The 11864-nt window shown below is 68.6% G+C and carries 10 protein-coding genes; 4 read left to right on the forward strand and 6 right to left on the reverse strand.

Annotated elements, in window-relative coordinates; translation table 11 throughout:
- Nucleotides 1-83: 83 nt before the first annotated feature.
- The gene (locus DMB66_RS19390; RefSeq protein ID WP_125805509.1) at nt 84-356 is read right to left on the reverse strand and encodes a hypothetical protein; all 273 of its coding nucleotides are present in this window, start codon (nt 354-356) and stop codon (nt 84-86) included.
- A gap of 41 nt (nt 357-397) precedes the next feature.
- On the opposite strand from DMB66_RS19390, the gene DMB66_RS19395 reads away from it, so the two are divergent.
- A complete protein-coding gene (locus DMB66_RS19395) occupies nt 398-607 on the forward strand; it encodes a hypothetical protein (protein ID WP_125805510.1) in 210 nt (69 codons plus the stop codon).
- A 249-nt stretch (nt 608-856) separates the two neighbouring features.
- Here the strand turns inward: DMB66_RS19395 and DMB66_RS19400 are convergent, their stop codons facing one another.
- The gene (locus DMB66_RS19400; RefSeq protein WP_125805511.1) at nt 857-1168 is read right to left on the reverse strand and encodes a hypothetical protein; all 312 of its coding nucleotides are present in this window, start codon (nt 1166-1168) and stop codon (nt 857-859) included.
- A gap of 258 nt (nt 1169-1426) precedes the next feature.
- Between DMB66_RS19400 and DMB66_RS19405 the strand changes: the two genes are divergently transcribed.
- Nucleotides 1427-2803, forward strand: coding sequence for an NAD(P)/FAD-dependent oxidoreductase (locus DMB66_RS19405; protein WP_125805512.1), 1377 nt, complete (start codon nt 1427-1429; stop codon nt 2801-2803).
- 605 nt (nt 2804-3408) lie between these two features.
- A complete protein-coding gene (locus tag DMB66_RS19410; RefSeq protein ID WP_125805513.1) occupies nt 3409-4899 on the forward strand; it encodes a dynamin family protein in 1491 nt (496 codons plus the stop codon).
- A gap of 134 nt (nt 4900-5033) precedes the next feature.
- Here the strand turns inward: DMB66_RS19410 and DMB66_RS19415 are convergent, their stop codons facing one another.
- Together DMB66_RS19415 and DMB66_RS19420 are read right to left on the reverse strand one after the other, a co-directional pair.
- Nucleotides 5034-6938: an Hsp70 family protein gene (locus DMB66_RS19415; RefSeq protein ID WP_125805514.1), complete on the reverse strand. Its 1905-nt coding sequence runs from the start codon at nt 6936-6938 to the stop codon at nt 5034-5036.
- A gap of 66 nt (nt 6939-7004) precedes the next feature.
- Nucleotides 7005-7259 carry a hypothetical protein gene (locus tag DMB66_RS19420; protein ID WP_125805515.1) on the reverse strand — a complete coding sequence of 85 codons (255 nt, stop codon included), beginning with the start codon at nt 7257-7259 and terminating at the stop codon, nt 7005-7007.
- Between the two features lie 245 nt (nt 7260-7504).
- Between DMB66_RS19420 and DMB66_RS19425 the strand changes: the two genes are divergently transcribed.
- Complete coding sequence (locus tag DMB66_RS19425) at nt 7505-8149, forward strand: hypothetical protein (protein WP_125805516.1); 645 nt, start codon at nt 7505-7507, stop codon at nt 8147-8149.
- Nucleotides 8150-8200: 51 nt separating this feature from the next.
- On the opposite strand, the gene DMB66_RS19430 is transcribed toward DMB66_RS19425, so the two are convergent.
- A complete protein-coding gene (locus DMB66_RS19430; RefSeq protein ID WP_125805517.1) occupies nt 8201-10015 on the reverse strand; it encodes a dynamin family protein in 1815 nt (604 codons plus the stop codon).
- A gap of 160 nt (nt 10016-10175) precedes the next feature.
- Nucleotides 10176-11735, reverse strand: coding sequence for a hypothetical protein (locus DMB66_RS19435; protein ID WP_199752506.1), 1560 nt, complete (start codon nt 11733-11735; stop codon nt 10176-10178).
- Nucleotides 11736-11864 lie beyond the last annotated feature (129 nt).

An 11864-nucleotide genomic window follows, 5' to 3' on the forward strand; every position in this document is an offset into this window, starting at 1 on the left:
CATGGCCACCATGCCGGCAAATGTGCTCGGTGCCGCGCCGGCCCTCATGCGGGGTCAGAGGTTCCTCGAGCACCGACTTGATGTCAGCGGACACCGCGGATGCCGAACATGAGCAACCCGGATGCCACCGCGCACAGGGATCCGAAGAGGAACAGTGCAGGGTAGCCACCGAGCCAGGTGATCAATGCACCTGCCATGGCTACGGCGAGCAGCTGTGGCAGGCCGATAGCCACCTGAAGGATGCCCAGTTCACGACCCTCGCTGTCGGCATCGGGCAGGACCAGGGACATGACCGCCAGGTCGACGGCGAGGTGGGTGCCGATCGAGGCGCCCAGGCAGGCGGCGTAGATCAGCATTCCGTTCCAAGTAGGCATCGCCAGGGGGAACGGTCATCGATATGGCGACGCCGAGGGCGCTCACCTCGACGAACACCTTCCGGCGGTCCACCCTGTCGGCGATCCAGCCCGCCAGGACGGCGACGACCACCCAAACCCCGATGCTCAGGGTCAGCATGGTGGTCACCGCCGCTGCCACGTCACCGCCGGGCACATTCCCGGAGCCTATGGGGTCCTGCAACGTAGAGAAGGTGTATCCGCTGACCACGTAGTAGGACGCGAAGAGCATGAACCGGCTCGCGAAGGCCAACCGGAAGTCGCGGGTGACGAAGGCGGCGAAGAACGACCTCGGCAGCTGTGCGAGACTTCGCCGCTTACCCGCGCCGACCGGCAGATCGCGCGCCGAGCCTTCCCGGGCTCCCAGCAACAGCACCGCAGTCGTGAGCAGCAGAATCCCGGCGATGACGGCGTAGTCGGTCAGAGTTGAGCGCAGCCGATGCGGGACGGCATGGCCGCCGCGGCTACTTTGGTGCCCAACGTTCAAAGACCTTACGAACCTCTTGCTGCCATCTCCGGTCGCCGTCGGTCCAGCCGGACCCCGGCTCGCCCGTCTCCTTGTTGACTACCAATGCAGCAAGGGAAGCCTCGCCCGCCGCGTGGCAGCCTTCCGACACGTCGTCAAGGACATGCCGAAGCTGGTTGCGCAGGATGACCCCCTCCATGCCAAGGGCCATTCCGAGTTCCCCGTAGGTAAGCAGCGTTCGGCGAGTTGCGGCGATGATCAGCGCGGCGCGGGCCTGTGCCGCCCATAGGTCACGTTTCTCAGATGGCATTGGCCGATGATGCCTCACCGGCTCGCGTCGGTACACCGTCGAACGTACGAGGCAGGAAGCCGCCGATTGCCTGGGCAAAGGCGTGCCCATCTGGCTGTGTGCCCCTCGGAGTCGTGGCGTCAACAAGCTTTCGATCGGTGACCTGATCGCCGTGCGCGCCGGCTGGCCCCGGTTACCTGGCAAGACGTTGAGCTGGGCGCCGGTACGGCGCCACCGGGCCTTGACGCAGGTCTATCGAGCGGGTCTGATGATGGGGAGATGTCGCTACCCACGCACACCCCTCGGCACGCTGTCGTCATCGGTGGCAGCCTCGCCGGGCTCTGCGCCGCCCGGGTCCTCGCCGACCACGTCGAGCACGTCACCGTCATCGACCGGGACCACTTTCCCGCCTTGCCGGCCGTCCGCAAGGGGCTACCCCAGGCGCACCACCTGCATGTGCTGATCCCGGCCGGCCAGAACACGCTCGACCAGCTGTTCCCCGGCCTGATCGCCGGGCTGCACGAGCGTGGTGCGGTGCCGGTCGCGGCGCCGACGGAGGTTCTTTACCTCAGCCCCACCGGCTGGCGTGACCAGTTTCCCGCCACTCACCGGCTCGTCGGTGCCAGCCGGGAGCTGATCGACTGGGCGCTGCGCCAGCGTCTGGTGGAGGACGGGCGGGTGCGGTTCCGTACCGGATACGAAGTCGTTGGATTGTTGCCGGCTCAGGGCGCGCAAGCGATCGGGGGCGTGCTGCTGCGCGCCCAGTCCTCCGTTGCGCAGGCCGAGCCGTTTCCCGCGGACCTGGTGGTCGATGCGAGCGGGCGCGCCTCGCATGCCTCGGACTGGCTCGAGCAGCTCGGCTACGGGCGGCCCGAGGAGAGCCGTGTCGAGTCCGGCCTCGCCTATGCCAGCCGCCGCTACTCGCTGCCCGAGGGAGCAACCGGTGGTTGGAAGAACATCCTGCTGATGCCCAAGGCGCCGGACGTCCGGCGGGGCGGGGTGCTCTATCCGATCGAGAACGGCAAGTGGATGGTCACTCTCGGCGGGCTCGGCGGCGACGTCCCGCCCACCGACGAGAACGGCTTCCTGGAGTTCGCGCGTAACCTGCGCAGCCCGGTGCTCTTCGACGCGATCAAGAACGGCACCCCGGATTCCGCGATCCACGGCTACCGGCGGACCGCGAACCACCGGCGGCATTACGAGAGCATGCCGCGCTGGCCGGAGGGTTTCCTGGTGGTCGGTGATGCCGCCTGCACCTTCAACCCCGTGTACGGCCAGGGGATGACGGTCGCCGCCCAGGCCGCGGTGCTGCTCGACAAGCACCTGCGAGCCAACCCGGGCACGTTCGGCCGCGCCGCGCAGGCGGCAGTCGCACGGTGCAGCGAAGCGCCCTGGCAGATCGCCACCGGGGCGGACCTGCGGTACCCGACCACGGTCGGCCCCCGGCCGGGCCGGGCGGCACGGCTGGCCAACTGGTACCTCGACCGCACCTCCGACGTCGCCAACCGCGACGGGTACGTCGCCCGCGTGCTCGCCGACGTGCTGTACCTCGTCGCACCACCGACGGCGCTGTTCCGCCCCGGCGTCGCCCTGCGGGTGTTCCGCGGCAGGCGCAGCCCCGCCTTGCCGGCTCCGGCGGCACCAGCAGTCCCCTGACCTGGGAGAGCCGAGGCCTCATACGGCCGCCGGGCGTTCCAGCTCGATCGGTTGTTCGTCGCGTTCGCGCCGGGCCGCGGTGGACCGGACCCTGCCCTGGCCAGGCGACCGGCCGTGGAACTTCGAGCTGCCCGGCTGCGCGGCGACCTGCACGGTATGAACCGCGCGCGGCGACGGGTCGCCGCACGAAGAGCTGACGGACGGCGTGGTGGCACTCCGCGCGTACGAACTGACCGGTCAAGGACGATCTATGTGGCGGACCCGGATGACACCCTAAAATTCCGACATGTCGGATTCAGGATGGCGTCGCTGTTCCGGATTTCAGGTCTCCTCAGACTTTCCGCAGAAGTCCCTCAAGCGTTACGAGCGCTGATCGCCCAACATTTGGCTGTCCCCATCACGTGGTGTTCAAACAACGTACGTAGAAGGGGTCAAAGGCGGACGTCAGGCACAGATGTGGTTCCAGCGATACGGCGGTGACACCGCCGATCGGCGAGCGCCACACCGTGGTCACCGAAGTAAACCGGATAACGACGATGTGAGGATGTGGGGTCCGAGTTGGTGTGGATCCATCTGCTCGAACGGTGCCCGTGCGCGGTGAACGGATGAGCCTTGTCGACCGTACGCGGGTAGTGCTCGGCCAAGCCGTCGACGTGTACCGCGACACGCCCTACGAACAGCGGCTGGCCGCCATGCGCGACCGGCTCGACGAACCGCTCCGGGTGGCGATCGCCGGCCGGATCAAGGCAGGGAAGTCGACGCTACTCAATGCCCTGGTCGGGGAACGGCTGGCGCCCACCGACGCGGGTGAGTGCACCCGCATCGTCACCTGGTATCAGGACGGGCACACCTATCAGGTCGTGGCCCAGCCGTATCAGGGTCCGCCGCGGCAGGTCCGGTTCAGTCGTGAGGACGCCGCCATCGAATTGGACCTCGGTGACCTCGGTGCGGACGACGTGGCACAACTGGAGGTCAGCTGGCCGTCGCAGGCGCTGCGGGCCATGACGCTGATCGACACTCCGGGTATCGGGTCCCTGTCCGAGCAGATCTCGCAGCGGTCCTGGAGTCTGCTCGTCCCGGATGACGAGGAGACGCCCGCCGACGCTGTCATCTACCTCATGCGCCACCTGCACAGTAACGACGTCGAGTTTCTTCGCGCTTTCCACGATGTGGAGGTGTCCCGACCCAACCCGGTCAACGCCATCGGGATCCTGTCCCGCGCCGACGAGATCGCCGTGGGCCGGCTCGACGCGATGGCGTCGGCGGGCCGGATCGCCGCCCGCCTGAGCACCGACCCGAGCGTCCGGAAGCTGGTGCAGTCTGTCGTTCCTGTGGCTGGTCTGCTCGCCGAGACCGCGGCGACCCTTACCGAGGTGGAGTTCGCCCGGCTGCGCCGGATCTCGGAGCTGCCGCCGGCGGAGGCCGATCAGCTGTTGCTCTCTGCCGACAGGTTCGTCCAGACCATGCCGGAGCTGGGCATGACCTCGATCGAACGGGAGTCATTGCTGGACCGCTTCGGCATGTTCGGGCTGCGCCTGTCCGCAGCTTTGCTGAGGCATGGCACCTGCACCATCTCCACCGAGCTGGCCCGGGAGCTGACCGAGCGCAGCGGACTCGCACAGCTTCGGGAGATCCTCGGATCGCTGTTTCTCGAGCGCCGGGACGTGCTCAAGTCGAGGTCGGCCCTGCTCGCCCTGGCCGAAGTCACCCGCGTGCACGCCCGGCCGGGCAGTGAGATCATCGCCGCAGGGGTGGAGGAGATCATCGCCTCCGCGCACCCGTTCAACGAGCTGAGAGTGCTCTCCGGTCTGCGGGCCGGATGGGTGACCGGAAAGCCAGGCGTCGTAGCCGAACTGGAACAGCTCCTCGGCGGCAGCGGCGCAGCGCCCCATCAGCGACTGCGGCTGCCATCGGAGGCGTCCGGCGCGGAGCTGGAGGCGGCGGCGGACGGGGCACTGGCCCGTTGGCAGCGCCGCGCCGAGAATCCGCTGACCTCGGCGGCGATGGCGGTTGCCGCGCGGGTGGCCGTCCGCTCCTGCGAGGGTTTGATCGCCGGTCGGCACAGCTACGGTACGGCCGATACCAAAGCTCCATAGAAGACTGAGGTGTTGAGCCGGCCGCGGAGCTGACCGTCGCACGACTTGGGTGTTGGCGCCTCGCTACAACGGTCGCGAAGAGCGGGCCCGGCAATCTTGCGCCGGGCCCGCTCGAGTGTCTCTGCTGTCGGCGATCAGTAGCGCTGGATCGGGAAGCAGTTGCCGGTGTGATAGCTGCCGTCGTTGGCCTTGGCCAACTGGTGCCCGTTCTTCGCGATCCGGGCACAGATCTTCTCGGCGTCGGCGACGGCCTCGAAGTCCTCGTCCGAGGTTCGGCGCACCGAGGGCTGCTGGTCCTCGAAGTAGTACGTGCCGTGACTGGTGGCCTGGCTTCCCATCAAATCCTCGTCGGGCCGGGTGCCGTCGCCGCCGTAGAGATGCAGGTGAAAGCCGTTGGAGATGTTCGGCTTGCTGCCGTTCCACTCCGCGTCGAACCACACCGTGAACTTGCCGTCCTGCACGGTCGCCTTGGTGATGCAGACCCAGCGGGTGCTCTTCTTCAACTCCGTGCAATCCTCGTCCGGCGGGACCTCACCGGCGGTAGGCGCGGCGCCGGCCTGCTGCTCCTTCTGCGGCTGCCCCGCTGCCGCGGCGGTGATGTCGGTTCCCTGGCCGCCCGGTTTTTCCTGGCCGTTGCTACCGACCAGGGCCCAGGCTGTCCCGCCGCCGGTCAGCAGGACCACCACGACGGCTGCGGCGGCCAGCAGCGGGCCGCGCCGCCGGGCACCTTTGTCCGCAGTCGACGGTGTCGTGGGCATCTGCCCAGTGGAGTCGGCATCGTGACTCTTCGGAATGCCTGGCACGGCCGCGGCCCCGTAGCCGGTTGGGGGCCAGTTGCGTACAGCCGTTTCCGGCGCAGCCGACGCTCCGGGGCTCGAGAACGTGGGCATCGCGGCGGTCGGCTCGGGTACGACAACCGCGGTCGCGGACCGGGCGGCAGCGGGGCCGGGCTCGGCCTGCGCCGAGCCGAGGCCGGTGATCGCGGTGCTCGCCTGCCACGCGGCACCGAGTGCGACCGCGTGCTTGGGATGGGCGTCCACTGCCACCGGGCGGCCCAGCTCCGAACCGACCAGCTGAGCCACGAGCGGTATCCGCGACGAGCCACCGACCAGCAGGACCGAGTGCAGATCCTGCGGTTCCACCCCCGCGGAACGGACGGCTCGCCGCAACGCCTCGATCGAGCCGTGCAGCGCCGGACGGAGCATGGCTTCCAGTTCGGCGCGGGTCAGCCGGATCTCGGTGTTGATGTTCGGCAGCATCACCGGGATCGCGGCGTCGGTGTCGGCGGAGAGCGCCTCCTTGGCCTGCACACATTCCTCACGCAGCCGGGCGACCGCGGCGATCACCGCTGGGTCGTCCTCGTCCAGCTCCGCCAGTTTGTCGCCGATGGCCGCGGCGACGTGGCCGAAGATCGCGGCGTCGAAGTCGATGCCACCGAGCCGCTCGATCCCCTCCGGCGCGCCGATCAGGTCGAAGCCGCTCGACGTCTTGCGCAGCACGGCCGCGTCGAACGTCCCGCCGCCGAGGTCGTAGACGGCGACCACCGCACCGGGCTCCAGGCGCTGCTGGTGCGCGTAGAACACCGCCGCCGCCTCCGGCTCGGTGGTGAAGTGGACCGGCTGGTCGATGCCGGCCAACCGGACCGCCTGATGCATGAGGTCCATTTTGTATGGTCCCCAGTTCGCCGGGCGGGAGACGCAGATCGAGGCGGGCTCGCCGCCCTCGCGCGACACCACCTCGTCGACGGCCGTCCGCAGCATGCGGGCCATCAGCGCCTCCGCCGAGTACGGCACCCCGCCGAGCAGAATCGGGACGGAGTCGCCGAGGCGTCGCTTGAACTCCCGGGCCACCCGGTTCGGCTCGCTCAGTCCCCGGCGGTTGGCGCTGTCGCCGGTCAGGAACGTCTCGTCGGCGCGCAGGAGCACCACCGACGGAATCGCCGCCGAGTGGCTGCCCAGCGGGGCGATCTCGGCGCGGCCATCACGCCAGACAGCCGCAGCGGTGTATGTGGTTCCTAGATCGATGCCGAGTGCGTACATCCCAATGCTCCGGAGTTCGTCGAAGGTGAATCGCTGGCGGGTAACGGACTACGGTGATACCCCTGCTTACCTGGTCGACAGGTTCAAGGTCGGCGTGAACGGCCACCTGGCGCTGAGTTCCGCAAGACCATCGAACTTCTCAACGCCATCGTTGAGGATCTGACTGTCAGGACGGACAGGACCGGAAGACTCGCGTACGCCGACGGTGCCGCACCGGGCGATCCACGCCATCGGCACACCGGACGGGTGGGTGGCGAACATCCACGCGGCTTCCCGATCACCGACGACGTCCGAGGCGAGATCGTTCATCGCTTCGATCACGTCGTCCGCCGTCCTTGTCTGTGGTTTGTGGCACCGAGCATCGGCGCCGGGACACGACAAAAGCGTGCCAGCAGGTGCCGGTGCGGGGCATCGGGGTAATCCCCGTCGCTGCCCCGGGGTAGGGAACCCAATGACATAGCGAACCCCGAGCGGCCCAGAGACGACGACCGCGAAAACGGCGATGGGGGGGCGGTTGGGGGAAGTCCCCCTGTCGACACCTATGGCGCTTTTCCTACCGTAGCGACATGGCACCGGCCCGATCCCTCCACGAGATCATCACGGGGTTGACCGGCGAGGCCGGGACCTCGGACGATCTCGCCGCAGCCCTGCACGCCGGTGGCTATCCGGACCTGCCGCAGGACCTTCTGGCCGAGGCCGTGGTCAGCTTCGCCCACACCGCCCCGGCCGAGATCGCCGAGCAGCTGGCACCGTTCGTCATGGCACACGGTCCGATCGCCCACGGCGACACCACGGCGGGCGATATTGGACGGCTGCCCGACCTGCTCGCCGCTGCTCGCGCAGCGGAACCGGACGGGGGTTCGGTCCTGGAGATTCCGGAGATCGATCCGCCGGCCGACACCGGCGACGTCGGCGCGGCGGATCTGCTGGATGAGGAGGGCTCGGCCAGCACGGACGCCCCAGCGGGGCCCTGGTCGGACCTACCGGACACGGCGTTCGGTCACGGCGCCGACCACGATCGGACGGAACCGGCCGATGATGTGGCACTCGATGCCGTGACACCGCCGGCCGGGTATGCCGATGCGCGGCAGCCGTCGGCGCTGGACGATCCGGCGGTGCTGGACGAGGAGCCGGATCCGGGCGCTGATCCGTGGGTGGTGCTCTCGGTTTCCGATGAGGCGCCGGAGATCGACGACATCGACGACATCTGAGCCCACCCGCGGCGGAAGCCCATACGAGTTCGTTGCATGAGTCCGGCCGGGTCAGGAAACCATCGCCGTCGCGTGTTCTCGCAGCTGCCGCAGCCGGTCGAGTTCGGCGGTCAGATCGTGCAGGCGGCTCTCGCGCTCGGACTTGGTGCGCTGCGCCGCCTCCGCCGCGGCGCTGAGCGCTCTGGTGTTGGACTGGGACAGTTCGTCGGCCAGGCCGCTGTAGTGATCGCGCAGCTGACGCTGGATCCGGCGCAGGGTGTCCCGGGAGTCCTTGGTCATCACGAAGCTGACCTCGTCGCAGTAGCGCCGGATAGCGTTGCGGGCCTGGCTCTGCCGGTTCGTCCGTTGCCGCTTCTTCTCCTCGCGCAGGCCCTTGCGGCCCATCACCAGACCGATCCCGACACCGATCGGACCGAGGGCGACGCCGGCCAGCGTGCCGAGCATGGTGAACATCAGCGCGCCGCCGTAGGCGCTCTTGAGTGCGACCATCGCCTGTTTCCCGACTTTCATCTTCGCCAGTTCGATCTTGTGGTCGACCTGGGCGGCGCCGGCCAACGACACCGGGTCGGTGACCGCCACCTGGCGAAGGGCCTGCCCGGCGGCCTCCTGGAAGTGGGTGGCCACGTCGTCGCTGAGACTGATGGACCGGTCCCGGAGCATCATGTAGTTGGCCAGCAGCTCTTCGGAGATCCGGGCCTGCAGCCACCGTTCTGTCTCGTCCCAGACGTCGGCGGGGTCACTTTCCTCGATCTGTGCGTCGGCTTCCTCGATCAGCCGGCGGAACCTGCCGCGTAGGTCGTGGTCGATGTCGGAGCTGAGATCGGCGATGCCGTCGCTGAGGGTCTGCTGCCACTTCGCCGCGGCGGTCTTGAGCGCCTCGACTCGCCGCTTCACCTCGGCGAGGTCGTCCATCACCTTTGCCGCGGCGGCAGGGTCCGCGAGCGCGGCCTGTTCCGCCTCGAACTGGCTTTCGATCTGCTCGCAGACCCCGATGACCTGCGCGCCCGCCTGGGCGGCGGCCCGGGTGGCTGCCCCGCCGGACACCCGCTGGGCGACGAATTTGACCAGGTCGGGGAACCCGGACTCGGCGTTGAGTTGCTTGTCGCCGTCGGCGACGGCACGCCGCCGGATTTCGGAGGAGACGGCAATGATCGGCATGTCGCCCTCGCCGCGTAGGTGTCCCGCGTCGAGGTCACGGATCTTGCGCCAGTGCGGATAGAAGTCGGTTTTGGTGAGGACGCATACTGCTGTGGCGCACACCTCGCGGGCTTGGCGCAGGAACAGCACTTCGCTGTGGGTGAGTTCTTGGGCCGCATCGGTGACGAACAACAGTGCGTCGGCCATGGAGGCCGCAGTCAGGCTGGCGGCCGAGTGCACCGAGCCGAGGCCGCCGACCCCGGGGGTGTCGACGATGACGAGGCCGCTGGAGAGCAGTTGACGCGGCAACCGGACCTCTACCCCGGTGATACCGGCCGCTGTGCCTTCGGTGCCCTTGTCCAGGACGAACTCCCGGATCCGGTCGATCGGCACCGGCTCACGTCGGGGCGGGACCTCATCGAGGAGTAGCTGAGCGGACGGCTCCTTACCGTAGCGGATGTAGGTCGGCAGGGCGGTGGCGACATCGTCGTTCACCGGGCAGATGTCGTGCCCGACCAGCCCGTTCACCAGGGAACTCTTGCCCTGTTTGAATTCGCCAACGACGACGATGTGCACGACCGGGTCGGCTAGGGTGGCGCGGACGACGGCGAGCCGGCCGGCGAGGTCCGCCCGGTCGTAGGCCTCGCAGGCGCGTTGGGCGAGCTCGACGATCCGGGTCGCCTGTTGCAGCGTGCCGTCGGCGTCAGATGTTGCGGTGGTTGTGGTCAACGTCGTTCCTCCCCGTCCCATTGGGGTACGGCGGACCGAAGCCGGTCGGTCGATCGGCCCGAGCACGAGCATGGCGTGGGGGGTTCGCGAACCCCCCACGCCACGATGTCGTCATCCGGCTCGCCGTACGATATTCGCGAAGCTCTGTCCGAGCCTCGGCTCAGGCGCCGAGGCCCGGGTCCGGCTCGGCGTTGTCGCCCGAGTCTTCGATGCTGGTGTCGTTGTTGCTGAACGCGTCCACGTCATTGTTGAGCGAGTCGTCGTTGTTGAACGAGTCGTCAGTGGACTGGTCGTTGAACGAGTCGTTGGTCGACTTGTCGTTGAACGAGTCCTGCGCCGTTGACGCGTCACCGCCGGCGGACAGCGACGAGTCCTGCACATCGTTGGCGTTGACGTTCTGCTGGCTGCCCCCACCGAAGTTGAAGTTGATCGGGCCCAGGGCGCCACCAGCCCCACCACCGGCGTTGCCGCCGACGCCGTCGCCACCTGCCGCGCTCCCGCCGCTCGCGGTGCCGCCGGCCCCGCCGGCCCCGCCGTCACCGCCGTCGCCGTCGCCCTCGCCGCTGCCGCTGCCTTTACCCCGCAGCCCGACCCCGACACCGGCGCCGACACCGACACCGGCCGCGCCGTCGCCGCCGCTGGCGCCGTCGGCGGAGGCCGCACCGCCGGTGCCCCCGGCACCGCCGGTGCCGCCCGCGGTGCCGCCCGCGCCGCCGCTGGTGTCGATGTCGAGCTGAGCGGCCTGGTTGTTGTCCCCGACGACGGCCTTGTCCACGTCATCGCCGACGATGCCGAAGTTGTCGCCCAGGATCGCCTTGTCGACGTCGCCGTCGGCCTGGATGCCCGAGTTGGTGCCGGTGTTGACGACACCGTCGATGTCATCGCCCGCGGTCACCGCGTTGTCGCCGGTGTTACCCACCACGTCGCCGTTCTCCGAGGTGCCGAGGAACGCGCCGTCTCCGGTCGCGCCGAGCACGTCACCGGTGCCGGTGCCGACCACCGAGCCGTCGCCTGCGGTGACCTTGTCTCCGTCGACGAACTCCACCGACGAATTGTCGCCGGTGGCCGCGAACGCATCGTCCCCCGCGGCCACCGAGCCTCCGGTCGCGGCGACCTGGTCCCCATCGCCCTGCTGGGCCACCGCACCGTCGCCGGTAGCGGCGTTGACGTCACCGTCACCGGTGCTGGCGACGTTGCCGTCGCCGGTCTGGTTGAGGTTCGTGGAGTCGATGTCGATGTCACCGAGGACCGCGCCGTCCACGTCCAGGTCCACCGAGTTGTCGATGTCGGTGGAGTTGTCGGTGAAGGTTCGGGAGTTGTCCACGAAGTTCTGGGTCGTGAAAGTCTGTGCGACGTTGCTGACCTGTTGCACGGTCTGCACGGCCGGCCCCGAGGCCGCAGCGCCGCCACCACCGCCGCTGAAACCCCCGCCGCCACCACCGCCACCGCTGAAGCCACCGCCACCACTGCCACCGCTGAAGCCACCGCCGCCACCGCCGCCGCCGAAGCCGCCAGGGCTCTCGCTGCTGCCGAAGGCGGCCTCGTTGACGATCTGGTTGACATCGACCGCGGCGAGCGTCGCGGGGTCGATGTCGTTGGCGGCGAAGGATCCGGCCGGGTCGGCGAGGAATTTCGCGGTTTCTGCTTCGTTGCTGAAGATCTTCTCGAACAGTGTCCGGATGTTCTCGATGATCAGTGGGGTCACTTCTACAGTGGACATTGTTTCTCCTGCTTTGTTATTGGTTGGCCTCAACGGCCGGACACGTAAAAGCTTGCGTGTTGCTGCTGATGCTCCGCATCGGGGCTATCCCCATTCCAGGCGACGGGGATCGGCGATCGGTGGTCGGTC

The sequence above is a fragment of the Actinoplanes sp. ATCC 53533 genome (assembly GCF_003947245.1).